The 24,202-nt window shown below is 36.1% G+C and carries 20 protein-coding genes and 2 pseudogenes; 13 read left to right on the plus strand and 9 right to left on the minus strand.

The genetic code is table 11. From position 1 onward, the window contains the following. Window positions 1-94: 94 nt before the first annotated feature. From DMC01_RS00355 to DMC01_RS00370, 4 genes are all read right to left on the minus strand, one after another. Window positions 95-628, minus strand: coding sequence for a HyaD/HybD family hydrogenase maturation endopeptidase (locus DMC01_RS00355; protein WP_142692324.1), 534 nt, complete (start codon window positions 626-628; stop codon window positions 95-97). Between the two features lie 425 nt (window positions 629-1,053). Further along, on the minus strand, window positions 1,054-1,743 hold the full coding sequence (cybH, locus tag DMC01_RS00360; protein ID WP_142692325.1) for a Ni/Fe-hydrogenase, b-type cytochrome subunit: 690 nt from the start codon (window positions 1,741-1,743) through the stop codon (window positions 1,054-1,056). 10 nt (window positions 1,744-1,753) lie between these two features. After that, window positions 1,754-3,460: a nickel-dependent hydrogenase large subunit gene (locus DMC01_RS00365; RefSeq protein WP_142692326.1), complete on the minus strand. Its 1,707-nt coding sequence runs from the start codon at window positions 3,458-3,460 to the stop codon at window positions 1,754-1,756. A 3-nt stretch (window positions 3,461-3,463) separates the two neighbouring features. Next, window positions 3,464-4,606, minus strand: coding sequence for a hydrogenase small subunit (locus DMC01_RS00370; RefSeq protein ID WP_142692327.1), 1,143 nt, complete (start codon window positions 4,604-4,606; stop codon window positions 3,464-3,466). Window positions 4,607-5,468: 862 nt separating this feature from the next. On the opposite strand from DMC01_RS00370, the gene DMC01_RS00375 reads away from it, so the two are divergent. Beyond that, window positions 5,469-6,236, plus strand: coding sequence for a hypothetical protein (locus tag DMC01_RS00375; protein ID WP_142692328.1), 768 nt, complete (start codon window positions 5,469-5,471; stop codon window positions 6,234-6,236). Between the two features lie 69 nt (window positions 6,237-6,305). After that, window positions 6,306-6,887: a uracil-DNA glycosylase family protein gene (locus tag DMC01_RS00380; RefSeq protein WP_142692329.1), complete on the plus strand. Its 582-nt coding sequence runs from the start codon at window positions 6,306-6,308 to the stop codon at window positions 6,885-6,887. 170 nt (window positions 6,888-7,057) lie between these two features. On the opposite strand, the gene DMC01_RS12970 is transcribed toward DMC01_RS00380, so the two are convergent. Beyond that, window positions 7,058-7,204 (minus strand): hypothetical protein, encoded by a 147-nt coding sequence (locus DMC01_RS12970; RefSeq protein ID WP_185908543.1) that lies wholly within the window; start codon window positions 7,202-7,204, stop codon window positions 7,058-7,060. Window positions 7,205-7,376: 172 nt separating this feature from the next. Here DMC01_RS12970 and DMC01_RS00385 point away from each other — a divergent pair, with 172 nt between their 5' ends. The 7 genes from DMC01_RS00385 (at window position 7,377) to hisS (ending at window position 14,506) form a co-directional block, all read left to right on the plus strand. Beyond that, a complete protein-coding gene (locus DMC01_RS00385; RefSeq protein ID WP_142692330.1) occupies window positions 7,377-7,853 on the plus strand; it encodes a hypothetical protein in 477 nt (158 codons plus the stop codon). Window positions 7,854-8,213: 360 nt separating this feature from the next. Continuing rightward, window positions 8,214-10,583, plus strand: coding sequence for an AAA family ATPase (locus tag DMC01_RS00390; RefSeq protein WP_142692331.1), 2,370 nt, complete (start codon window positions 8,214-8,216; stop codon window positions 10,581-10,583). Between the two features lie 66 nt (window positions 10,584-10,649). After that, window positions 10,650-10,916, plus strand: a complete 267-nt coding sequence (locus DMC01_RS00395; RefSeq protein WP_142692332.1) for a hypothetical protein — start codon at window positions 10,650-10,652, stop codon at window positions 10,914-10,916. A gap of 203 nt (window positions 10,917-11,119) precedes the next feature. Then, window positions 11,120-11,305 carry a hypothetical protein gene (locus DMC01_RS00400; RefSeq protein WP_142692333.1) on the plus strand — a complete coding sequence of 62 codons (186 nt, stop codon included), beginning with the start codon at window positions 11,120-11,122 and terminating at the stop codon, window positions 11,303-11,305. A gap of 808 nt (window positions 11,306-12,113) precedes the next feature. After that, entirely contained in the window at window positions 12,114-12,596 is a 483-nt protein-coding gene (gene coaD, locus DMC01_RS00405) for a pantetheine-phosphate adenylyltransferase (RefSeq protein WP_142692334.1), read from the plus strand. Then, complete coding sequence (tmk, locus tag DMC01_RS00410; protein WP_142692335.1) at window positions 12,580-13,164, plus strand: dTMP kinase; 585 nt, start codon at window positions 12,580-12,582, stop codon at window positions 13,162-13,164. Before coaD ends, tmk begins: the two co-directional genes overlap by 17 nt. Window positions 13,165-13,186: 22 nt before the next feature. Further along, window positions 13,187-14,506, plus strand: a complete 1,320-nt coding sequence (gene hisS, locus DMC01_RS00415) for a histidine--tRNA ligase (protein WP_427846081.1) — start codon at window positions 13,187-13,189, stop codon at window positions 14,504-14,506. Window positions 14,507-14,766: 260 nt separating this feature from the next. Here the strand turns inward: hisS and DMC01_RS12975 are convergent, their stop codons facing one another. From DMC01_RS12975 to DMC01_RS00430, 3 genes are all read right to left on the minus strand, one after another. After that, the gene (locus tag DMC01_RS12975) at window positions 14,767-14,913 is read right to left on the minus strand and encodes a hypothetical protein (RefSeq protein ID WP_185908545.1); all 147 of its coding nucleotides are present in this window, start codon (window positions 14,911-14,913) and stop codon (window positions 14,767-14,769) included. Window positions 14,914-17,249: 2,336 nt separating this feature from the next. Then, window positions 17,250-18,602, minus strand: coding sequence for an NADP-specific glutamate dehydrogenase (gdhA, locus tag DMC01_RS00420; protein WP_142692337.1), 1,353 nt, complete (start codon window positions 18,600-18,602; stop codon window positions 17,250-17,252). Between the two features lie 670 nt (window positions 18,603-19,272). Further along, window positions 19,273-20,946 (minus strand): phosphomannomutase/phosphoglucomutase, encoded by a 1,674-nt coding sequence (locus tag DMC01_RS00430; RefSeq protein ID WP_246058912.1) that lies wholly within the window; start codon window positions 20,944-20,946, stop codon window positions 19,273-19,275. A gap of 102 nt (window positions 20,947-21,048) precedes the next feature. Here DMC01_RS00430 and fliL point away from each other — a divergent pair. From fliL to DMC01_RS12980, 4 genes and pseudogenes are all read left to right on the plus strand, one after another. After that, window positions 21,049-21,596 (plus strand): annotated as a pseudogene (gene fliL, locus DMC01_RS00435) (flagellar basal body-associated protein FliL). Next, window positions 21,593-21,940 carry a holo-ACP synthase gene (gene acpS / locus DMC01_RS00440; RefSeq protein ID WP_142692338.1) on the plus strand — a complete coding sequence of 116 codons (348 nt, stop codon included), beginning with the start codon at window positions 21,593-21,595 and terminating at the stop codon, window positions 21,938-21,940. The pseudogene fliL and the gene acpS overlap by 4 nt, the downstream one beginning before the upstream one ends. A gap of 278 nt (window positions 21,941-22,218) precedes the next feature. After that, window positions 22,219-22,313: pseudogene (locus DMC01_RS16285) on the plus strand (IS1595 family transposase); the annotation flags it as partial. Between the two features lie 296 nt (window positions 22,314-22,609). Beyond that, on the plus strand, window positions 22,610-22,780 hold the full coding sequence (locus DMC01_RS12980) for a hypothetical protein (RefSeq protein ID WP_185908547.1): 171 nt from the start codon (window positions 22,610-22,612) through the stop codon (window positions 22,778-22,780). Between the two features lie 296 nt (window positions 22,781-23,076). On the opposite strand, the gene DMC01_RS00445 is transcribed toward DMC01_RS12980, so the two are convergent. Further along, window positions 23,077-24,159, minus strand: coding sequence for a GDSL-type esterase/lipase family protein (locus DMC01_RS00445; protein WP_246058914.1), 1,083 nt, complete (start codon window positions 24,157-24,159; stop codon window positions 23,077-23,079). Window positions 24,160-24,202: the final 43 nt, after the last annotated feature.

Consider the following 24,202-nt stretch of genomic DNA (forward strand, 5'->3'; position numbering starts at 1 on the left):
ATCTAAGATCAAGCTTAAGAATGAAAATTTGTATAAATTTTGTTAAAATGGCTCAGAAAAATCCTAGGCCATTTTAGCTAAAAGTATCAATCATTTATGACTTATATGAATTTAGGGCAAGTTCTTGTAGGCTTAAATTTGCAATTTTTTTATACTCAAAGCCCTCTTTTGAAAGGTATTCAAGCAAGGTTTTTTCCATAATCTTTGAGGCTTTTAGAGCCTCCTTTGAAAGCTCAAAGCTCATAGGTTCTATCCTTTTTGGGATAAAGCCTAAAATTTGAGTTTTAGGCAAATCTCCGCTTAATTCTATAAACTGCAAGGTTTGAAGCATTTCCACCTCGTGAGCGCTACCACTCCAAGATATTTGCTGGGGCATAGCCTCGTAGGGAAAGAAGAATACATCTCCTATCTTAGCATCATCTGCTTCTAAACAGTCTAGTATTATGAGCTTGTCGTATTGTACTATGATGTAGCTTAGTTGTAAGCCAAGTGTGCCTCCGTCTATGAAGTCAAGCGTGTGAGTTGGGTGGGTAAAATGATAATTTGTTTGTATGAATTTGCAAAGATGAACGCCCATTCCTTCATCGGCAAACATTATATTTCCTATGCCAAGAACGAGAATTTTCATTTTTTGCCTTTGTTAAGTGTTAAATTTAGGTATTTTATTTTTATTTTGCCTTTTATCAAAAGAGCCTTTAAGCCTTTGTAAAAGCTTGATTTAAATTTAAAAAATTTGCTAAATACTTTTTATTAAAACGGTAATTTTTAGTAGAATTAAAATGTCTTCTTGTTTAGCTCTGTTTTTTAAAAGTCTTTTTTGACAAGGCGTTAAATTTGCCACAAAAGACTGTCATTTTTAGTCTTTTGCAAAATGCAAACAAACACTTGCAAAACTAAGAACATTGAATTTTTCATTCTCATAAAAGAAACTCTTGCAAGATATAGCTTGTGAATTTAAGAGCCTTACAAAAATGATAAAATTTTAATCACCTTGCAAAATTGAAACTTAAAATTCAAAGCCTAGCCCCTTAAAGGGGCTAAAAGCGTAAATGCCTACTCTCTTTCGTATTTATAGCCACTAACTATAGCATCAAGGGTGCCGTCCTTGCCCTTAATGGCATTGAAAAACGCCATATACACATGCACACACACAAAGATGATCACAACCCACATTAAAATTCTATGCCAAACCCGAACACTAGAAAGCCCTCCAAACATAGCCTCTATGGGTCTTAATATAGGATAAAGTAGCCCACCTATGCCTTCGTGATAAACATGCACATACAAGATAAGCCCTGTAAGTATGATACCAGCTATGACAATATAAAACATTATATAGCTTGAAAGCTGCAAGGGATTATACACACCTCTGATTTTTGGGTGTTTGCCTATGAAGAGATAAAACTTAATTATATCTATCCAAAGCTTAAAATCCACAAGATTTTTAAAGCTAGCAAGTTCGTTTCTGCTAACCCTATCTGTAAAAAAGAGATAGCTTTTAAAGATTATGCAAGCCATCAGTAAAAAGCCAGCCACCTCGTGCACAAAGCGGTATTTTGCTTGCATAAAATTCACAGGCTGACCTGTGTTAGCACTTGGGGCTTGAAAGACATAGGATAGATAAAAGCCTGTTCCTACAAGCACCACTATACTAGCAGCTCTAAGCCAATGTGTAAGCCTAGTTCCTATGCTAAACTCATATACCGCCTTGCGTCCGTCTTTGTCTAAAACAACATTTTGCATAGCCTATCCTTTACACATTTACTTTGTATTCGCCTAGCTTGTTGCCCTTGGTGTCCATAACATGCACAGCACAAGCTATGCAAGGATCATAAGAGTGAATTTTTCTTATGATCTCAAGGGGCTGTCTTACATCTGCTATTTTAAGCCCTATTATGCACTCTTCATAGCTTCCACCCTTGCCGTTTGCATCCTTTGGAGAGGCATTCCAGGTGCTAGGCACAACAGCTTGCCAGTTTTGCACGACCCCGTCTTTAATCCTACACCAGTGACTAAGCATACCACGAGGCACATGTCCTATGTAGCGACCCTTGTATTCTTTCTTTGGATCTATGACATAAGGAGCGCAGGTGCTTTCATCTACCTTGATATTTTCTACAAGATTATTAAAGGCTATGAAGATATTATCTGTTATAACCTTAGCCTCTATGCACCTAGTAGCAGTTCGTCCAAGTGTGCTAAGCACCACAGGCAAGGGAAGCCCTGTTTCTTTTAGAAACTGATCTACAACCTTAACCACATATTGATTTCCCTTGGCATAATTTACTACCATATTTGACAAAGGACCCACCTGTGCTGGCTCTCCGTCATATCTAGGAGCCTTGATCCAGCTGTATTTACCCTGGGTATCAAAGACCTTTGTGTGAATTTTATTGCCCTTAGGTCCTATGGTTTCCTCATCCTTAAAGCCTGTATAATTTGGTACAGTTTCTCCATCATAAGGATGCAAGGGACCGTCGTGTTTATACCAAGAATGAGTGGCTTGTTCTGTGATCTTATCATCTTCTACCTCATAAACCTTGCTTAGATCTCCATTTTTTATGTAGCCACTTTGAAAGAGCCAGTCATTTGGACCAAGTTGCATCTCTTCATAGGTAAGAAGATTTGGCACACCTACATCATTAATCACACTTGCTTCTGTGGCATAAGCCCTACCAGCCATAATAAGATCAGCATAATAACCCCTATCTACAAATTCAGCAACCTCTTTCATCTTCTCAGCAAATTCACCCATCCTAGCAGGAGAAAGCAGATCCATAACACAGGTAACCCCTCCAACTGTGAGGCTTTGAGGGTGAGGGTTTTTGGCTCCAAAGATGGCCTGAGCCTGGGCTACTATTCTTTGTACCCTTAGGCATTCTAGGTAGTGAGAAAGGGCTATGAGGTTTTGTTCTGGGGTAAAATGATAGGTAGGATGTCCGTAGTAGCCATTTGCAAAGGGTCCTAAATTTCCCTTATCTACAAAGGCTTTTACCCTTTTTTGCACCTCTAAGAGCTTATCTGCACCTGTGCAAATTGGATTTGGGGTGTAATTAAAGGCATCATCGCTTGCCTTTTTTACATCAGCACTTAAAGCACTTACTATATCCACCCAGTCAAGGGCGTGAAGTTGATAAAAATGCACTATGTGATCGTGTAGCAACAAGGCTGCATTCATAAGGGTTCTTGTTAAAACAGCATTAAGAGGAGGGGTGATGCCTAGGGCATTTTCCACTGCAACTATGCCTGCTTTGTAGTGTGAATAAGTACAAACCCCGCAAATTCTTTGAGTCATAAAGGGCACATCTCTTGGATCTCGTCCTCTTGCTATGGTTTCTATACCTCTCCACAAGGTAGATCCTGTGTAGGCTTCCTTGACTACATTATTATCATCAATTACAACCTCAACCCTCAAATGCCCCTCTATTCTAGTAATAGGATCAACTACTATCTTTTCCATACTTTACTCCTCATTCTTCTTAGCAGCTGCTATGGCAGCGTGTGCGGCTATGGCTACACCTGTTAGACAAAGCACTCCTATTCCGATCTTATCGGCTGTTGCATCTGCACCTGAGCCAAAGACCGTGTCAAATCTATGCACAGCCATTACCTCCTCAAAGGGCTGCATGGTATCCCAGAAATTTGGCTCAGAGCAACCTATACAGCCGTGTCCTGCTTGGATAGGCCAACTTGTATGAGAATTAAATCTCTCTCTAGAACAGTTATTAAAGGTATAAGGTCCCTTGCAACCAACCTTATACAAGCAGTAGCCATTCTTTGCACCCTCATCTCCAAACCTTTCTACAAACTCACCAGCATCAAAATGCCCTCTTCTTTCGCATAGATCGTGAATTCTCAAACCATAAGCCCATTTTGGACGGTTATAAACATCCAAAGAAGGAGGCTCTTTAAAGAGCAAAAACTGCAAGACATTGCCTACTATGTTCTTTTCGCTAGGAGGACAGCCTGGGACATTTATAACTGTTCTTTTTGTTACCTTGGTTAGAGGCTGGGCGTTGCTAGGATTTGGAGCGGCTGCTTGAATGCCTCCAAAGGCTGAACAAGTTCCTATTGCTAAGATAAACTTAGCGTTATCACAGGCTTCTTGGGCTATTTTATATCCTGTTTTGCCGTGTCCTCCTATGGTTAGATAGCCCTCTGTGTCGCCCATAGGTATGCCACCTTCTACCATTAAGATATAATTGCCCTTGTGCTTTTGCATAGCGTGTTCTAGGTTTTCCTCAGCTTGCCAACCAGAGGCTACCATTACTGTTTCGTGATACTCAAGCGAGATATGATCAAAGATCAAGCTATCAATGGTAGGAGTGTCGCTACGAAGCAAGCTCTCAGAACAGCCCGTACACTCAGCCATATGTAGCCATATAACAGGGGCTCTATCGGCAAGCTCAGCAGCCCTTGCCACCATAGGCACAAAGCTTGTTGGAAGTGCCATAAAGGCTGTCATAGTCCCAGCCCACTTCATAAAGTCCCTTCTTGAAAAACCAGCCTCGTCTAAGGCTTGCTTGATAGAACGTTTGGGATTTAAGGCAGGTAGCCTTTCTAGCTCATTTAAACGAGCTTCAAAGTCTTGTGCGTTTATAGTCATTTTTCACCTCCGTGTAGTTTTGGCAATTTGTCTTACAAATTCCTTAAAAAAGTATGATATTATAGCTTTTATTAAATTTAGCTTAATTTTGATAATTTTATGCTTTAAAAGTAACAATAAAGTAGTATTAATTTAAGCTAAGACTTAAATTTTAGACAAAATATCTTAAATTTTTACTCAATTTCAGCTAATTTTAAGTATTAAAAATTAACCTGACAAATTTTTGGCTAAGAATGCTATAAATTCAAGCTTTGAGCGAATTTAAATTCATTAAAGAGACAAAGAATGTCAAGTTAAATTTAAAATTCACTTAAAAGAACTTAAATTAAAGACAAACTTAAATGGCATTAATTTAAAATTCAAAGTTTAAATAAAGTGTTAATTTATCGCCCCCAAGCTTTGTGTCTATGGAGGGCTACTGAGTTTGCCACAGATGGAGGACTTATGAGCTGCTAGAGTTTGTCATTTTATTAAATAAACTTGCTTAAAGAAGCTAATTTTTTAGACAGCTTGCTCACTCTAAAACAGTTAAAGATTAACATTTTCTTAAAAAGCCTTGAATTTAAGGGTGGTTTACTGAAAGCTTAAATTTTTAAGATCTTTTCATTTAAGATTATATGAAAAGCTTGAATTTACTAGCTATTTGGCTGAATTTTTTAATTAAGGCTTGAAATTCATAGTGCTTTTGCTGAATTTTCTTGTAAGAATTCACAACTTTACTCAAATTCACTTAAAATTAAAGTGAAAATTCACATAATTTATTAAAAAATTCACGCTTTCATTAAAATCACACCTGAAAATCAATTATTAAAGATTTAAAATGATTTTTGCCTTATAATGGCGAAAATTCAAGGGAGGCAAAATGTCGCAAGATGAGGTTGAGCTAAGAAAAGAGCAAGAAAAATACATTGATTTAGCCATTGAGCCAAAAATCAAAAATAAGGGCGGAGAGTTAGCTTACTCCATAGCCACGAGCTTTGCTTATATAGCTGCTTATGAGATGGGGCGTCTTAAAGATGGAAAAGTTGAAATTAGGCTTTTGGACGATAAAATTGATGAATTGCAAAAAGAATACAAAATGATAAATGCTTGGCTAGCACAGCAGATTTTTGAGGACATGGGCAAGGTAAAAGAGCTTTTTGAGCTTTCACAAGGCTTTAACGGAGCAAGGGAACTTTGGGACTCACATAGGGCTTTGCTTGCTAAACATAGGGGTGAGGGCTTTGAATTTAAGGACTTTGCGGTGTTTTATAAATGGTTTTTAAATCAGCCTAGCAAGGAGGTTAAAAGTGGCGATAAAGTGCATTATGAAAAATGTTGTGCGTTTTGCGATGCTACAAAATGGGATTTAGAGCAGAAATTAAAACACGAAAATGTTTTGATTGCCCTGAATTTAAGGCGTAAATTTATGCCTATTTTTAGGGTAGTTAAAAGCTACGATAAAAAGGGCTATAAGCCTAAGTGCGTGCTTGTTTGTGCCTTTTGTGATAAGGCAAAAAAGCCCTTTACAAACAAAATTACTTTCACAAAACGCTTTCTTGCTTGCATAAAGGGCTTTTATAAACCTTTAAAAGCTTGTTTAAGCCGTTTTAAAGGTAGATTTTGTGGAAATTCACGCTTTTGGCGTTGAAAATTCACGGAATAATGAATAGTCAATGAAACCGAGTTATAATTGCGAAAAATTTTTAAAGGAGTTCTTATGAACGCACAAATACAAGGGCATCACCCTAAAGCAGAACAGCATCCATTTACGAAAATGGGTTATGGTCCCATCTTTGATGAAAAATCAAAGGTGTTAATTTTAGGCTCGTTTCCATCTGAAAGCTCTAAAACAGCTGGATTTTACTACGGCGACAAGAACAATCAATTTTGGATTGTTTTGGGCGATTTATTAGATAATCCAAATTTGGCAGAGCAGTCAAAGGACGAAAAAAGGGCTTTTTTATTGAAAAACAAAATCGCCCTTTGGGATATTTGGGCGTATTGTTACAAAAAAGATGGCTCAAAAAAGTCTGATGACAATCTCATTATGATAGAGCCTGACAGCCAAAAGGTTGATTTAACCGAGCTTTTTGCGAATGCGAAAGAAATCCAAATGGTATTCACAACCATAGGCGGCGGTAGCTTTAAAGAGTGGGGCATTGAAGAGTGGCTGAAAAAGTATGGCAAATCGGTTATTCCGCTTTATTCGACTTCCCCTACTAGCATTATACGATTTAAAAAAGTAACTTATAAACAGTTGCGAGACGATTACGAACAAATTCTCAAATTCGTAAAATGAAAGGCATAAATTCACGGAATTTTAAAATTCCGTGAATTTTCTTGCTAAAATTCACAAATTCACTTAAAATCAAAGCGAAAATTCAGGCTTTTGTAAAAAAGCGTGAATTTTCCGTAAAAAAAATCAAGGCACAGGATTTTAGATGAGAAAATGATTTTTGTGCGTGAAGGCTAGACTGAAAGCGAAGCGTCTGCCGAACGCACAAAAATCATTTTATCGCTAAAAGCCGAGCCAAGCCTTGTGAATTTTATGGATTGCCACGACTTCGCAAAGCGAAGTCTCGCAATGACGACCCGCCCCCAAACCCCCCTCCGCAAGGGCGGGGGGCTTTTTTAATCTAACTTTTTAAAACTCATAAAAATAATAAAATTATTATAATAGATTTACTTCTCTTTTTGTGTCATAATCTGCTCAACAATTCGCCAAACAAGTGCGGCAAGTGCCGACATACTAGGCTTTGGCGGGTTGATTTCATTTTAAGGAGAGTCTATGAAAGACTTAGTTTCAAATGCCATTGCGAGAAATGCCTTTTTGGAGATTATCGAGCAGATGGCAGTAAATCTGCGTTTAAGCCTTATGCGTGAGGCTTTTGAAGCCCAAGCCGCTGAGCTTAAAATCACTCTTAAAAGTGAGAGTGATGAGGAGGATAGCTTGCTGCTTTATGAGCGTGATGAGCTTGGATTTGGAGTGCTTGTGGGTTATTTCGATGAGTGCTGGTGGGCAGGACTTGCCCTGCTTTCAAAGGACAAAGCAGCCCCCACAAATGAGCTAGCCCCAAGCGTGCAAGAGCATTTGCGTAAAAAGGGTGTTAATGTAGCCTTGAAAAGCGAGCATTACGCCTTTGTGGAGCTTTGTGCGAACGAGGAGTTTAGCGAGTTTTTGCCCCAAGTGCTTGAAAGTTTCAAAGCAAATGCGAGTTTGCTTAAAAAGCTAAATGATGCTTTGATTGATTTTAAAGCAAATTGAGTTTTTTGAGCCTTTGTTGCGGCTTTGTTTAAGTGTGGCAAAGCCGCTTTTAAATTGTCATTTTGAGCCTTTTAAAAAAGGCGAAGAAACTCTAACATTGTCATATTGAGCGACAGCGAAATATCTAAAAAAGAAATTCTTCGCTTTCTATGAAAGCTCAGAATGACAAGACACAAGTTGAGATACTTCGCTTTTTTGCAAAAAACTCAGAATGATAAAGATTGTGGATTGCCACGCCGATTTCATCGGCTCGCAATGACAATTTTATTACCCACCCCCAACCCCCTCCGCAAGGCAGGGGGCTTTTGGATTGACGAATTTTTTTTGCGTTTTCGCAATTATAAAATTGCGTGAATTCTTGTGAATTTTAAAATAAAAATTTACAAAAATTCACGCTTAAAATACCACCCCCAACCCCCTCCGCAAGGGAGGGGGGCTTTCAAGGGCAAACCCTCCGCAAGGCAGAGGGCTTTTTGGGTAAAAGTTGAATTCCGTGTTCCGTATTCTGTTATCTGTATGAAAGGACAAAAAATGACAAAGCTTCAAAGCCCCGCAAAACAAAGCTCTCGTGTGAGTGCAAAAGCACTAGCAAAGCAAGATTTAAGCACGCTCATCAGCCAAGTGGATGAGGAGCAACAAGCGCTTTTAAACAAAGCCAAACTTTGCATATTTCACAGCATAGTGCATATAAACGCACTCGATGAATTTGTGCTAAAAAGAGAGCATAGATTTGATGCACTTGCGAAGTTTTTGGGGTTTTACAAGCTTTGTGAAAATCCTGATTCCTACCTTAAAAACGAGAGCGTGCGAAAAAAGGTTTTGCATTACTGCGAGTTTGAATTAGAGCTTTTGCAAAAATGCCAAAAGCAAGGAAAGCTAGTGCATAAAACCTTGCAAAAAAATTTCGCTTATTTGCAAGATGCCTTTGATTTGAGTAAGAGTGAGCTTGCTTTGCTTGAATTTGTCGTTATGAAAAACGAGATTTTGATGTTTAAGAATTTTTTTAGAATGTATGATGATTTAAGCGTTAGAGAGTGCATAATGATGATAGCAAAAATCATACAAGCACCTTATGATGAGCTAAAAGCCGCACTTCAAAACAACGCAAAATTGCGAAAATCAGGTATTTTAAGGATGAGTGCAAACAGAACCGACATAGTGTATTTTTTAGACTTTGAAAATGAGAATTTCGCAGACGCACTGCTTGAAAAAAGCTGTGATACAAACTCTTTAATAAACGAAATAGTCGAGCCTTGCGAATACTCCACGCTTACAAAGCAGGATTACGCACACATTAAAGAGTTTGATATGTTGCAAAACTACCTAAAAATCGCCATTTCGCAAGGAAAAAGTGGGGTCAATGTTTTATTTTATGGAAGCCCAGGGACTGGAAAAACCGAGCTTGCAAAGCTACTTGCAAAGGGTGCAAACGCCCTAATTTACAAGGTTCGCACTATGGATAAATATGGAGAAGTTTTGGACGGTGAGTGTAGATTAAACTCATACACCCTAGCACAACGCCTTTTAACGCCCAAGAAAAGCCTATTGATTTACGATGAGGTTGAGGACATTTTGTGCTTTTCAAACGATGAAAACCGCCTAAAAAACAAAGCCTTTATCAACGAAAGCCTTGAAAATAACGCTGTTGCAAGCATTTGGATAACAAATAATATAAACAATGTCGATAATGCGGTAATTCGCCGATTTGATTTCGTGCTAAATGTCAAAGTGCCTAAAATCGCCCACAGGAAGCGGATTTTACAAAGAATTTGCAAGGACAAAATAGACGAAAAAACGCTAAATTACGCAAGCAAAATAAAGCTTTTATCACCTGCCATAATAGAGCGTGCAAACAAGGTCAGCTCGTGCTTGGATGGGAATTTTTGTGAGCATTTTAAGACGCTTACAAAAAACACCCTAAAAGCAAGCTATGTTAATTTAAATCTAAAAAAGCACAAAAAAGCTAATAATTGCAAGCTTCCGCAAAGCTATTCGCTTGAATTTATAAACGCGGATTATGACTTAGAAACGCTTGCTGATGGGATTTTGCAAAATCCAAATGCTAGACTTTGCTTTTATGGTGCAAGTGGGACGGGAAAGAGTGCTTATGCGAGATTTTTAGCACAAAAACTTGGACGAAAATGCCTTGTAAAGCCTGTGAGCGAGCTTTTTGACTGCCTTGTAGGAAATACCGAGAAAAACATAGCCGCAACCTTTAAAGAAGCAAGCGAAAAAAACGCTGTGCTTGTTTTTGATGAAGCGGATAGCTTTTTGCGTGAGCGAAATCTAGCCAAACAAAGCTGGGAGCAAACCCTAGTCAATGAAACGTTGGTGCAAATGGAAAATTTCAAAGGGGTTTTCATAGCCACGACAAATTTAATGGACGCACTTGATAAAGCCTGCCTTCGCCGCTTTGATTTAAAGCTTGAATTCAGGGTTTTAACGCCCTTGCAACGCGTAAAACTCTTTGAAAAAGAATGCGAGCTTTTGGGAATTTCTTGTGGTGAAAATGAGCTTTTAAGCGATGAGAATGAGCTTTTAAGAGATGAAACTGTGCTTTCAAAAGTAAAACGCCTTGAAAATTTAAGTAGTGGAGACTTTGCCGCTGTTAAAAGACTAAGTAAATTTAGCCCTTTAAAAAATGCTTTGGATTTTTACGAAAGATTAGCAGATGAAGTGAAAGTAAAGGATTTGCAAAATGAGAATTCAAGGGTGGGGTTTGGGATTTGAGCTTTGCTGTGAAATTTTTGCGAAATTTGCGTAAGAATTCACGCTTTTTTGGGTGTGGATTTTTTTGTGAAATTTTTTGAGTTTTGCTGTGAATTTTTTTGGGAATTTGTGAATTTTGTAAAAATTCACGCTTTTTTGGGTGTGGATTTTTTTGTGATTTTTTTTGAATTTTATGCGGCAATTGTGTGGGAATTTGCAAAATTTCTAGAATTTTCGTGCAAAAATTCACAAATTTACTTGAAATCAAAGCGAAAATTCAGGCTTTTGTCAAAAAACGTGAATTTTGTGGATTGCCACGATTTGACTTCGTCAAATCTCGCAATGACAGCATAAAGTGAAAATTCAGGTTTTTGTGAATTTGCCGTGAATTTAAAATTAAGGTGCATACAAAACACGGATTACAGAATCATAGAGAATGGAGGACGGACTTTTGCAAAAAAACAAAACTATGCAAAATTAAAAATCTGTATTCTATATTTAGTTTTTCGCACAAAGATTACAGAAAATGTAATATATGTTTTTATTAAAACAAAATTATGCAAAAAGTTTGTATTTTGTGTTTCGTAATCTGTAATCTGAACGGACGAACCAAGCCGAATTCAAAGCTTATAAATTCAGCTAAAATTCAAACGCAAAGGCGTGAAATTCAAGCCAAATTCACAGTAAAAATTAAAAAAATTCAACAAAAACTCAGTTTTATAAATTTAGCCTTAAAATTATAATTTATCAAGCCCAACTTGCAAATAAAGCTTTTAAAGTTAATTTCCAAAACGCGAAAATCAAGCATTTTAAAAGCCTAGCTAAAATACAAAATGCTTTTATCTGTTATTTTTGAGTGTCAAAAATTCTTTTGTTTCAAGCCTTGCAAATGCCAAGTGCTTTAAAAGAAAATCAAAAAGCCTTGCTTAAACCGTCAATTTTCGCACAGCCAAAAGAAAGCCAAATTTAGTCTCTAAATCATCAAGTAGGCTATAAATGCCTTGTGAATTTTCTTGTGAAGTTGTGTGTGAATTCATTGAAATTGCCTTTGAATTTGTTGAATTTTTTGTGAATTTTCCTTTGTGTGCGAAATTTTTGCAAGTTTGTTTGTAAATTGGGATTTAAATTTGCCTCCTTTGTGCCTTGAAAATCTTGTTTGTGAATTTTCCTGCGAGCTTTCTTTTGAAGCTGTGAAATTTTCGTTTTTAAAATCTTGTTTTTTTGAATTTGCAAACTCTTTATCCTTCTTTATCTTGCATTTATTTTAAATTTGCAAACATCCACTTTTATCTTGCTTCGTGTCTTATCATTTTTAAACAATGAATTTAAGCTTCTTGCACTTTATGTCAATTAGCAAAAAGGCTACAAAAACGAGCTTTGCATTATATGTATATCTCAACATTAAATGCGAGGGCAAATCTTTCTTTACACATTTTGGCTTTTATGATGCAAATTGATTATTTTATGCTTAGAATTTAAAGCAAAATTTGTGAATTTTAGTTAAAATTTCACATAAATTTGCTATGATTTAGCTTTTTAAGTAGAGTAAAAATGACTTGTTTATATCCTGGTACTTTTGATCCTATCACAAATGGACACTTAGATGTTATAAAAAGGGCTTTAAGGCTTTTTGACAAGGTGGTTGTAGCCATAGCCAAAAATGAGCAAAAGCGTCCTTATTTTAGCCTAGAAAAGAGAAAAGAACTTGCCCTCATAGCCACAAAAAGCCTTGATGGGGTGGAGATTATTACCTTTGATTCCTTGCTCGTTGCACTAGCTAGAAAGATGAATATAGGTGCTGTTATTAGGGGCTTAAGAGCGGTTAGCGACTTTGAATACGAGTTGCAACTAAGCTATGCTAACAATGCCTTGTGGAAGGAGTTTGAAACCATCTTTTTAATGCCAAGCCTTGAAAATGCCTTCATTTCAAGCTCCATAGTTCGCTCTGTAAATGAATATGACGGAGATCTAAGTAATCTTGTCCCCAAAGAAATTATCCCCCTTATGAAAGAAAAAGATGTATGTGGTAATTGAAGGGGTTGATGGGGTTGGCAAAAGCACTCAAATAGAGCTTTTAAAGGCTAAATTTAAAGATGCTATTTTTAGCTTTGAGCCAGGTGCCACAAGGCTTGGCAAGGTATTGCGTGAGATCTTGCTTGAAAAAACTGTGAATTTTAGCAAGAGGGCTGAGCTTTTGCTTTTTTTGGCTGATAGGGCTGAGCATTATGAGCAAATTTTGCGTGAAAATGCCGATAAATTAATAATTTCAGATAGAAGCTTTATCTCAAATCTAGCCTACGCAAAGAGCGACTTTGAATTTGAAACACTGTTAAGCCTAAATGCCTTTGCCTTAAATGACTTTTTTCCGCAAAAATGTGTATTTTTAAGAGCTAGTGAAGAATTACTAAAAGAAAGACTTGCTACAAAAGAGCTTGATAAGATAGAAAAAAGGGGTGTTGAGTATTTTATGAGCGTGCAAGCTAGGCTTGAAAAAAGCCTAGAAATCTTAGAAAAAAGGCTAAATTTAAGCATTTTAAGCCTTGACGCACAAGAAAGCATGGGTATTTTGCACGAAAAGATCAAGGACTTCATAAATGACTAAGAATATAAATGCCATCAAGGGAATGAAGGATCTTTTAGATGAAAGGGCGAGGCTTTATGAGAGCATCATCAAGGTGTGCGAGGAGGTGGCTAGGAATTATGGCTTTGAGTTCATAAACACTCCTCATCTTGAATTTACCACGCTTTTTAAAAGAAGTGTAGGTGAAAGTAGCGACATAGTAGGCAAGGAAATGTATGAGTTTATTGACAAGGGACAAAATGCCGTGTGTTTGCGCCCTGAGGGAACCGCTGGCGTGGTACGTGCCTATATAGAGCAGAAATTTGACAAAACAGGGGCTATTAAACGTTGGTTTTATCACGGCTCTATGTTTCGCTATGAAAGGCCTCAAAGGGGTAGGCTTCGTGAGTTTCATCAATTTGGCGTTGAAAGCTTTGGCGTAAATAGCGTTTTTGAGGACGCTACGCTGATTTTAATGCTTTCACAAATTCTTAAAAACCTAGGCATAAATGCAAGCTTAAAGATAAACTCATTAGGCTGCACAAAATGTATGAATGAGTTTCGCAAGAACTTCCTTAACTTTGTAGAAAATTCAAACAAGACTTTGAATTTTAGCACACTTAAAGAGGACGCAAAGGATTTAAAACCCGCTTCTAAAAGTGAACAGAATGACAAAAATAGTAAAAATGATGAAGAGCAAGGCTTTTGCGAGGACTGTTTGCGTAGAAAAGAACTTAATCCCATAAGAATGCTTGACTGTAAAAACGAGCACTGTCAAGCCTTGCTAAAAAACGCACCTACCTTAAGAGAATGTCTTTGTGCTGAATGCAAGAGCGACTTTGAGCTTTTGCAAAGCCTTTTGCGTGAAAACGGGGTTGAATTTAAGCTTGATGATAGGCTTGTTCGTGGGCTTGATTATTACTGCAAGAGTGCCTTTGAGTTTGAAAGTGAGGAAATTGGAGCAAAAGCAGCTGTGGCTGGGGGTGGGCGGTATGATAGATTGATTGAATTTTTAGGTGGCAAGAGTGGTTACGGCGTTGGCTTTGCACTTGGTGTTGAACGGTTAATGGAAATACTTGCACAAAAAAAGCAAGAAGGGCAAAGAAAGGGGCTTTATTTGTGCGTTTTAAACGAGCCTTATTTAAAGGACGCTTTTTTTCTTGCCACAGCACTTCGCAAGCATTTTTGCGTGAATTTAAGTTATGAGGCAAAAAAGCTCGCAAAGCATTTAAATTTAGCAGATACAAGTGGGGCTAAAATCTTTTTATGCATAGGTGAAAATGAGGCAAAAAATGAAAGCATTTTTTATAAAAATTTGGAAAATAAGGACGAAAAAACTATAAAACTTTGTGATTTACAAGATTTTTTAAGGCAAAATGCGTGAATTTTTGGTTTTTGTGCGAGCTTTGCTAAAATTTGTGTTGGCTCAATCCAAGTTAAGCACATTATTTCTTATCATTTTTGGCTCAAGACAACTTAAGCGGATTTTATCTTATCAACTTTAATAAATTTTGATGAGAATTTTGTCTTAAAATTTTCGCCTTAATTTTATTTCTTTTAAATGAAGTATAAAATTTTCTTTTTGAGCCTTTAAATTTAGCCAAATCAAACTTTGCAAACTTCTACTACACAGTTACAAGAGGCTTAACGAAGCAAAAAAATTCTCAATGCCATTTGTGTGATTGTGCCCTTTGCAAACTCATTTTCCCTGTATCTTACTCTATAACTTTGCTTTGCAAAGTATGGGGCAAAGCATTGTAAAAAATCAACCAAACCATCATAAATAGCCAAGCACTAAAATTCCATCTTCCTCATACCGCTTAAATCCCATAGGTAATAGCTTCTTAGCCAAGCAAGTTTTTACAAGCTGAGTATAAACTTGTTCGTTTTAGCATACCTTTTACTACACAGTTACAAGAGCACTAGCTAAAAACACAGATGTTTTCTTGCCAACCCCACGCCCACTTTTTCCACGCACTCTTTTTGCACCTTCTACTACGCAGTTACGAGTTTAACGAAGTGAAAAAATATGTAAGAATCTATCATAATTTTAGTCTCTTAAATTCTTAAACGATTAATATGCTTATTTTTCACCTTGTAAATCATAACTTGAAGCTCTTTTCTTAGAGCTTAAGTTGGATTGAGTCTTGTATTTTTGGGACTGTGAGTTTTTAAAAAAGTTTGAGTTTGTAAAAAAGCGTAAATTTTCGCCTTGTTAAGATACCAAGCAAAAATTCACATTAAATTCAAGCTAAGTTTCACGCTAAATTTAAACTAAAATTTATGTTAAATTCAAATTCACCAAAATCCAAAATTCACGCTAAATTGAATTTAAATTCGCAAAAATCCAAAAATTCACATAAATTCACACAAAAAGCCCTTGAATTTGAGCTTATAACTCTTTTAGCTACTATTTTGCAACATCGTTATCTTAAGTTTGTATTAGCGACATTTATGCTTACAAATTACAACGCTTTAATTTTGCATTATAAATGCGTTAAAATAGCAAAAATAGCTCCTTGCAAATACCGTCAACTGTTACTTGCCAAGCGCTTAGGCTGAAAGGAAAAGCTTCGTCTTCGCTTTGTGTCAGCTATCGACATATCGTGCAAAGCTTGTTTTGTAGCTTTTGTGCTATTTTCGCCACCTTTTTTGCGGATTGTAAAGATTAAAAAAGCATCAAAAGAACGCTTGTAAATACTGCTTTTTTCGTTTTTATAATTTAAGCTTTGTTAGCATTAATTCTTTTTTTAAACTTTTTGTGCTTTCATCGCATTTTAGCTTAAATTCTTAAATTTTTAGCCAAATTCATCGCTGCATAGCTAGTTCTTTGAGCCTTTTGTATTTATCGCCCATCGTTTGCTAGATTAGATCACAAGCAATAGTATAGTGGTATTTTGCTACGAATTCATTTTGTTTTGCACATTTTCGTTGCCATACAAAGCAGCTAAATTCATCTAAGCTAAGCTTTGGTCTGGTTTGCAAGCCTTTTCATGGTAAATTGTAATTTTGCCGCAGTTTTATCCTTGTAATTCACCCCAATAGCAAATCTCATTAAGGTCTCATTTCACAGTTTTATTAAAACTAAAAATCAAAGAATGCAGGTTTATAAACCCTACCACCGCAGTAAGTAAAAATAAATTCACGCATTTTTTATCACTTAAAAATAAGTTAAAATCAAATTTTGAGTGTAGCTTAAAGACAAAAAGAAGGCTAATTTTGGCTACAATTTAAAACAAAATGCCTAAATTTAGCTAAGTTAAGATGATTTTTGCTGAATTTATCTTGTGTTTTCTAAGATAAATAATATTGGCTATTGTAGTGTTTTGTAATGGTGGTAAGATCTGCTTGATGATAAGAATTTTTTGTTTTACTGCTTTGCCTTTTTAAAAATGTGTTTTTTTAGCTGTCTAAAAATGTGTTTTGGTAAAAAACTTTTATCATTAAGTATTTATGCTTTTAGTTAAAATTACAAAGGATTTTCCTAAGTCATTTTAAGAAAATTTTATACAAATTCTTACTCTTAATCTTGACATCATATCTAATTTAGCCTCTTTCAAATGAAGGTAAAAATTTTCTTTTTAATCCAGTAAAACCCACTAAGCTAGCCCTTGCAAGATCCATTTTAATAAGCACTTACAAACCAAGGTGCAAAATTTGCATTTATGCAATCTTGTCCTTTTGTAAATTATTTATGTTTTGTTTGATAAGCTTGCTATTTTTTGTAAAGGCATAGGGCGAAATAAAAGCTTCAAATTTCTCTAAGCTTAAAAATTCACAAACTAAGTTTTGTTTTTCATAGGCACTAAGTTAAAAACCATTTGATTTAAATTTAACCCAGCCTTAGCTTAGCTAAAAATATCAAACATTTTTATTGTGGCTGAAAAAATTTGTCATTTTTAAGCCTATTGTAGCAAAGAGGCTTAAAAAATTCAAGCAAAAGCTTGAATTTTTCTAGCTTTAATCTGTGGATTTTTTTGCTAAGCTTATTAGCTTTTAAAATGACAAAGCTTGTCTAAGAGTAATGCTTTTTAAAACATATTTCTAATGAAGACTAAACTGAGAACAAATTAACTTTCTTCCAGCTTAATTTAACACAGGGTTAAAAAACCTAAATTTTTCAAGGCTTAAATATAGCCTTGTTCTATCATAGCATCTGCTACCTTGCGAAAACCTGCTATATTTGCACCTACTAGCAAATTACCCTCGTTTTTAAACTCCTTTGCACTCTCATAAGAAACAGTAAAAATGTCCCTCATTATGTCTTGTAATTTCCTGTCCACCTTTTCAAAGCTCCACTGAGTCATAGACGCATTTTGCTGCATTTCAAGCTGAGAGGTAGCCACCCCTCCCGCGTTTGCTGCCTTTGCAGGTGCAAAATAAAAATCCTTCTTTGATAGCATAAACTCTATAGCCTCCAAGGTACTAGGCATATTTGCCCCCTCAGCTACGAAGCGACAACCATTTTTGTATAAGAGCTTAATGTCCTCTAAGCCTAGCTCATTTTGAGTTGCACTTGGAAAAGCCCCATCGCAAGGCACACTCCACACCCCATTTGTGCCGCTTTTATACTCGCTAGTGCTAATAAACTTAGCACCCTTTTTAGCCCTAGCATAATCACCAACCCGTCCTCTTTTAAGCTCTTTTATCTCTTTTAACAAGGCTAGATCTATGCCCTCTTTATCATAGACAAAGCCTGAGCTATCGCTTATGGTAACGGCTTTTGCACCAAGTTGGTGAAGCTTTTCTATGGTATAAATGGCTACGTTTCCACTTCCTGAGACAGCACATATCTTGCCTTCTAAGCCTTGATTTGCCTTTTTAAGCATTTCATTTGCAAAATACACACAGCCATAGCCCGTAGCCTCTGTTCTAACCAAGGAGCCGCCCCATTTAAGCCCCTTGCCAGTAAGTGTTCCATCATAAAAGCCTTTTAATTTCTTGTAAGCACCAAACAAATACCCTATCTCTCTACCTCCAACCCCAATGTCCCCAGCAGGAACATCAATAGTATCTCCTATAATCTTGCTTAATTCCACCATAAAGGCCTGACAAAATCTCATAATCTCAGCCTCGCTCTTGTTCTTTGGATCAAAATTTGAACCCCCCTTAGCACCTCCTATCATAAGCCCTGTGAGGGAGTTTTTAAAGATTTGCTCAAAACCTAGGAATTTAAGAATGTCTAAATTCACACTAGGATGAAAGCGAAGCCCTCCCTTGTAGGGTCCAAGTGCAGAATTAAACTGCACCCTGTATCCTAAATTTGCCCTTGCCTTGTTTTGATCATCAAGCCAAACAACCCTAAAAATAGTAGATTTTTCAGGCAAGATCAAACGTTCTAGCACTGAATGATCTTGGTATTTTTTTTCTGCTTTGAGTATGGGTTCTAAGGAGAGTAAGACCTCTGTGGCAGCTTGTAAGAAGATGGGTTGATGATCCTTTTTAAGATCTTCTAAGATTTTGTTTATGTAAGCACTCATTTTTGTCCTTTTTCGATGTAGTTTTTATATTGTATAGTAAATAAGTTTTAAATTAGTTTAAAATTTATTGTTTAAAAATCTTTATTTTGTAACTGTGAATTTTTGGATAAGAGGCTTTTAGACAAGGGAGTGAATTTTATTTACTTTTTGGATCTGATCTTTTTATAAAAAAATTCACATTGCTTTTATCTTTTAATTTTTTACTATTACGAAGGTGGGATTTTTGAATTTTAACAGTGCTTTCAAAGGCATTTTAGGGATATTTTAAAACTGTTGAATTTATTAAACTAGTTTGTTAATATTGATCCAAAAGGGGCAAAAAATTCAGCATTGAGATCTTTCTAATGGCTTGATACGACAAACTGTGGGTTTTGTGAATTTTTGTGTGTTGTCATTTTGAGACTTTTTAAAAGGGTAAAAAATCTATTTTTAATGTTTGAGATACTGATCAACTCCTTGTATGACAAAGGATTAAGATGCCTTGCCTTTTATAAAAGGTCTAGTATGATAGGAAAATAAATACTTCGCAAGGCTTGGCAAGGATGTATTTGCATTTTGCCATTCTTAAAAAATATTAAAGAATCTCTTCTTTGCAAGCTCTTTCAAAAGGCTTAGTGCAACAAAGATCAACATTTTTTCAAAAAAGCCCTTGAATTCAAATAGGCTTAATTTAAGCCCTTATACTGTTACATACCTTAAAAACAGCTTCTTGCAAGGCATTTGCTAATTCTAAGCTCTTAGCCTCAAAGCGAGTTACGAGATAAGGGCTTGTATTTGAGGCACGAAGAAGAGCCCAGCCAAAGCCAAAATCAATCCTTAAACCATCTATCTCACAAAGATCCTTAACAGTTATCTGATCAAGATCTAGCTTGCTTGAATTTGTGCTAGTGCCACCGTTTTTTTCCTTCGAGGGCTTTGAATTTTTTTCCTCTTGTCTTTCTTTTGAAATGCTTGAATTTTTTTCTTTAAATTCAGCCAGGTCCTGTGAGTTTTTAGCGTCTTTAAATTCAGCCAAACTATGAGGATTTTGCCTTAAAATGTTTTTTAATTCCTCATCAAGCCTTCCTTTTTTCACAGCTTCTTTGAATTTTTCTACAAGCTTAAATTTCTCATCCTCACTCACAGGAATTTTAAGCTCCTCGCTGGTGTAAAGTCTTGGCAAGGAGTTGATTAAAGCCTCTAAATCAAAGCCCTTGTGAATAAGCTCTAAGGTGCGTAAAAAGGCATAAATTCCATCATCATAGCCAAAATAACGGTGCTTAAAAAAGATATGTCCGCTTACCTCGGCTGCTAGATCAATATTTTGAGCCTTCATAGCCTTTTTTATGTGAGAATGCCCTGTTTTTCCCATAAAAATCTCGCCAAATTTACCCACCTCATCAAAAAGATTTTGTGAGCATTTTACCTCGCCTAAGACGCGAGGGTTTGGGATATTTTTAGCAAAAAGATAGCAAAGCTCATCTCCTGCAAAAATGTGTTTTTTGCTTAAAGCCACCATTCTATCAGCATCTCCGTCAAAGGCAAAGCCCATTTTGAGCCTTGAATTTTTTTCAAGCAACTCCTGCAAAGCCTTTAAATTTTCTCGTTCTGTTGGATCTGGTGCGTGATTTGGAAACTGTCCGTTAGGCTTGGCAAATAGGATTTCAGCCTTTAAATTCAAGGCTTTTAAAAGCGGCTCAATGACAATCCCACTTGCCCCATTAGCACAGTCAATGCCAAATTCATAATCAAAGCCCTGTAAATGCGAGAACTGTTTAGCCATAAATTCAATATAAAGGCTTAAAATGTCATATTTTTCGCATTTTGTGTTGATGGGGATATCCTCTACGCATTTGGCTAAATTTTTAGCATCTTTTGAAGCCTTGCTCTTTTTATAGGCTTCATCATTTTTAGTTAATTTTTCATTAAGCTTAGTGCCTTGATCTTTTTCGCCTTGCTTTAAAAATTCAATAATCTCGCGTCCTAAAGCCTTAAGCTCAGCTCCAAAAAAGCTTTCTTTTAAAATGGTAATCTTAAAGCCATTGTAATCCTTTGGATTATGCGAGCCTGTTATCATAATATTTGCGTCAAATTTCGCCCCCTCATAAAGACTAAAATATCCAAGCGGAGTTGGCACAAGCCCTAGATCATAAACCCTAAGACCTGTGAAATTTAGCCCACTTAAAAGATAGGTAAAAAGCTCATTGGCACTATATCTTGCATCATATCCTACGCTGACATTTTTACAGCCCTTTTTAAGCATACTAAGCCCTAAAAAATACCCTATAGCCTTGACGCTTTTTTCGTTAAGTTCCTTGCCATAAAGCCCACGAATATCATACTCCCTAAAAATTACCTCAAGCATAAGTTTCCTTTTTATAAAAATTAAATTAAAAAATTTGGATATTGATGAATTTTTGCTACAATTTTACAATGTTTTTTTAAATATTTTTAAAAAGGATAAGAGATGGCAGATGAAGAAGCAGGAGAAGAAAAAAAGCCCAAAAAGGGTGGATCCTTAGTCTTAATCGTAGTTTTGGTGCTTTTTATACTGCTACTTGCGGTTGTTGCCTTGATAGGCTTTTTGATGCTTCAAGGTCCAGCAGATGAAAATGCAGCAGCTCCAAATGCTGCAAACGCACAAGCAGCCCCAGCAGCTGATACCAAACAAAAACAACAAGAAACGCATCAAAGGGGAACTGATTATTCTAATATCGGGGTTATGATAGCCTTGGAGGCATTTACCTTGAATTTACTAAGCGATAGTGGGTCTAGGTATGTGAAATGCTCTATGCAGCTTGAGCAAAATACAGAGCTTTTACAGCCTGAAATTGAGAAAAAATGCCTGTGATCCGTGATATAGTCATAAGAACCCTAACCTCAAAGACCTTTGAAGAAGTAAGCACCACCAAGGGCAAGGAAAGGCTTAAAGACGAGCTTGTTGGCAAGATAAATGAGGTTTTAACAGATGGCTTTATTAAAAACATCTATTTTACAGACTTTGTCGTTCAATGATAGGGTGTGATCTAGTTGATCTTTCTAGGATAGAAAAAATTTACTCTCGCTACGAGGGTAAATTTTTAGCTAAAATTTTAAGCAAAAAAGAAGAAAAATTAGTAAAAAGCTCTGCGAGTTTAGCCGGTCTTTTTGCTGCAAAAGAAGCAGCAAGTAAGGCTTTGGGCTGTGGTATTTGCAAGGACTGTGGCTTTTTGGATATAAGGATCTACAAAGATAAAAAAAATGCTCCAAAACTTAAATTTTCAAAAAAAATTCACAAAAAATTCAAGTTCAAAAAGGCTTATTTAAGCATAGCCCACGATAAGGGTTTTGCTATGGCTGTGGTGTGGCTTAAAAAATAAGCTTTTTTTAGCAAAGAGTGTAAAAGCCTTTGTGTGAATTTAAACTTATGTGTTAAAAATTAGCCTTAAATGAAAGTTTGCGTGTTTAAATCTAAGGCTAAATTTAGAAAAATCAAGCTAGGTTTAACTTGGTTTTATTTAACTTGGCTTTTTTCAAAAAATCTTGCTTTGTCATTTTTAGCCTTTGTAGGTAAATAAGCTTACAAAATTCACGCTTTTTTGTGAATTTTTTATTTGGCTTAATTAAACTTAAACCAAATTGAAAAGTTTTTTAAGTTATGAGGACGCCTATGAAAAACAAATACATAGTCCGTTTCCGAATTTCTGAAAATAAATTTAAGGAATTTTGAAGTATTTCGCCCTTGATTTAGAATAGAAAACAACCCACTAAGTTTGTCAAATTCAACAATAAAGTTAGTCGTAAAAGCAAATCGCATTTTAACCCTTAAAGAATGCTAGAAAGCCTTTAAAATGAGCGGTGAGCTTGAAGTGCGAGAATTATTTTGCCTCCTTGTACTTGCAACTGTGTAACACAAGGAGCAAGTTCTATTTGCGGTAATCGTAGACATTTAGCTGGCCTAAAAACATCCATACTTTTGCTTAGTTACTCATCTTGTAGCTGTAAGGCATACTACAACGAAACGACTGAGTTTGAATGTAGGTCGTTAAATGCTGATCTGCCAAAGAGCTGCTATCCATAATACAATGAATTTTTCCGAGCTAACAGAAAGTAAAATTTATAGGATAGCTTCAAAGCCTACGGTGTCTTGGTGGATTTTTACTTCGCTTGTTTTTTTTACAAGAAGGAGCGAAGATGCATTAAATAGTAAGACACAATAAAAACGAGTTTGCAAATGGACTAAACCACATAAACGAAATTGTGAATTTTTTTGCTTCGTAACACTCGTAACTGTAAGCAAAAGAGGCTTTGCGAAATTTAGACTTGCTAAATTTAAGGGCTAAACAAGAAAATTTTGTCTTTCATTTAAAAGAAACGCAATTAAGACGAAAAATTTAGAACAAGTGCTTTATCAAATTTTTATTAAAATTGATAAGCCAAAATCCTATTAAAATATCTTTAGCCAAGTTTTAAGATAAAATTTTTTTAAAGTGCCTTGTGTTAATCAAAAATCAAACTAAAAATTCAAAAGCTCACTTAGATCGCTATAAAATTTATCTGCCATAAGCTTGTAGCCTTCTATTTTAAGATGCACATCCCTTAAAGATAGGTTTTGTTCTATCCAAAGATCCTTCCCCCCACTTTTTTGCATAAAATCATGCATATCAAAGAGTAAAAGCCTTTCTTCTCTTGCTAACTCGTAAATAGCGTCTCTAACCTCAGCAAATTCACTTGCTAACTCGTACTCGTCTTTTACCTTTTTTGTTACTGTTGGAGGGGATATTAAAATGATGCTTGTGTTTGGATTTATCTTGTAAAACATTCTTATTAGCTTTTTATAATTTTCCTTGAAACTTTTTGCGTTAAAAGCGCCTGATAAGACCTCATTTGAGCCATAAGCTAAGATCACAACATCGTTTTTAATGATGCCTAATTCTTGCAAGATCAAATCCTCATTCCATCTAAGCCAAAGATCAGATCTTGCCCCATTTATGCCTAGGGTGTCAAGGATCTTGTTATTTGTTTGATTGTAAATAAAGTATCCCCCCAAGGAAGCACCTTCTTTTAAGGACACTATTTTAAGAGGAAAGCTTAGATCCTTAAACTCCTCATAAGACCATTTATTGCCTTTTTTGCCATTTAAAACAAGGCTTTTGTTTTTATTATCCCTTACTAAAAATGCCTTGCCTTCGCCCTTAAATACAAAACCTACCTTGAAATTTTGCCTTTGCAAATTTGTTTTTAAGCTTATGCTAGCTCCTTCTTTTAAGGATCTTGCTATCACTCCACCTAAGGGGTAATCTTTTGTGCTATCTTGCTGGGAGCTAAAAATCTCATAGTCCTTGCTTTCATAGTTTAAAAGCAGATTTTGGTGGTATTTTGGTTGCAAGGGGTAGGCAAAGCCAACGGCATTTACTTCTATTAGCTGCCTTCTTAGCTGTCTTGAAAAAAAATCAGCCGCCATATGAGAATCCCCAAAAATTCGCAAAGCTAAATCCCTCTTTTGAAAATTTGCCTTTAATCTTGCAAAATTAGTCCTTGAGGTATAATTTTTCATAGAGGTGCTGAGATTTTGAAACTTAGTCAAAGAAGGCTTCATCTTTTTTTCTTGCAAGGCAGTACAAGCTAGGATTAAAAAGGAG

It is taken from the genome of Campylobacter troglodytis (assembly GCF_006864425.1).
In the GTDB taxonomy this organism is placed as follows: Bacteria; Campylobacterota; Campylobacteria; order Campylobacterales; family Campylobacteraceae; genus Campylobacter_D; species Campylobacter_D troglodytis.

Excerpts from the sequence above, each read along its gene's own strand:
- DMC01_RS00445 (WP_246058914.1), bottom strand. The coding sequence starts at position 24,159 with ATGAAGCCTTCTTTGACTAAGTTTCAAAATCTCAGCACCTCTATGAAA.
- DMC01_RS00400 (WP_142692333.1), top strand. The coding sequence starts at position 11,120 with ATGCAAAAAGTTTGTATTTTGTGTTTCGTAATCTGTAATCTGAACGGA.
- DMC01_RS00430 (WP_246058912.1), bottom strand. The coding sequence starts at position 20,946 with ATGCTTGAGGTAATTTTTAGGGAGTATGATATTCGTGGGCTTTATGGC.
- DMC01_RS00385 (WP_142692330.1), top strand. The coding sequence starts at position 7,377 with ATGAAAGACTTAGTTTCAAATGCCATTGCGAGAAATGCCTTTTTGGAG.
- DMC01_RS00355 (WP_142692324.1), bottom strand. The coding sequence starts at position 628 with ATGAAAATTCTCGTTCTTGGCATAGGAAATATAATGTTTGCCGATGAA.
- DMC01_RS00380 (WP_142692329.1), top strand. The coding sequence starts at position 6,306 with ATGAACGCACAAATACAAGGGCATCACCCTAAAGCAGAACAGCATCCA.
- hisS (WP_427846081.1), top strand. The coding sequence starts at position 13,187 with ATGAAGGATCTTTTAGATGAAAGGGCGAGGCTTTATGAGAGCATCATC.
- DMC01_RS00365 (WP_142692326.1), bottom strand. The coding sequence starts at position 3,460 with ATGGAAAAGATAGTAGTTGATCCTATTACTAGAATAGAGGGGCATTTG.
- coaD (WP_142692334.1), top strand. The coding sequence starts at position 12,114 with ATGACTTGTTTATATCCTGGTACTTTTGATCCTATCACAAATGGACAC.
- tmk (WP_142692335.1), top strand. The coding sequence starts at position 12,580 with ATGTATGTGGTAATTGAAGGGGTTGATGGGGTTGGCAAAAGCACTCAA.
- gdhA (WP_142692337.1), bottom strand. The coding sequence starts at position 18,602 with ATGAGTGCTTACATAAACAAAATCTTAGAAGATCTTAAAAAGGATCAT.
- DMC01_RS00370 (WP_142692327.1), bottom strand. The coding sequence starts at position 4,606 with ATGACTATAAACGCACAAGACTTTGAAGCTCGTTTAAATGAGCTAGAA.
- cybH (WP_142692325.1), bottom strand. The coding sequence starts at position 1,743 with ATGCAAAATGTTGTTTTAGACAAAGACGGACGCAAGGCGGTATATGAG.
- DMC01_RS12980 (WP_185908547.1), top strand. The coding sequence starts at position 22,610 with ATGCTGATCTGCCAAAGAGCTGCTATCCATAATACAATGAATTTTTCC.
- DMC01_RS00375 (WP_142692328.1), top strand. The coding sequence starts at position 5,469 with ATGTCGCAAGATGAGGTTGAGCTAAGAAAAGAGCAAGAAAAATACATT.
- acpS (WP_142692338.1), top strand. The coding sequence starts at position 21,593 with ATGATAGGGTGTGATCTAGTTGATCTTTCTAGGATAGAAAAAATTTAC.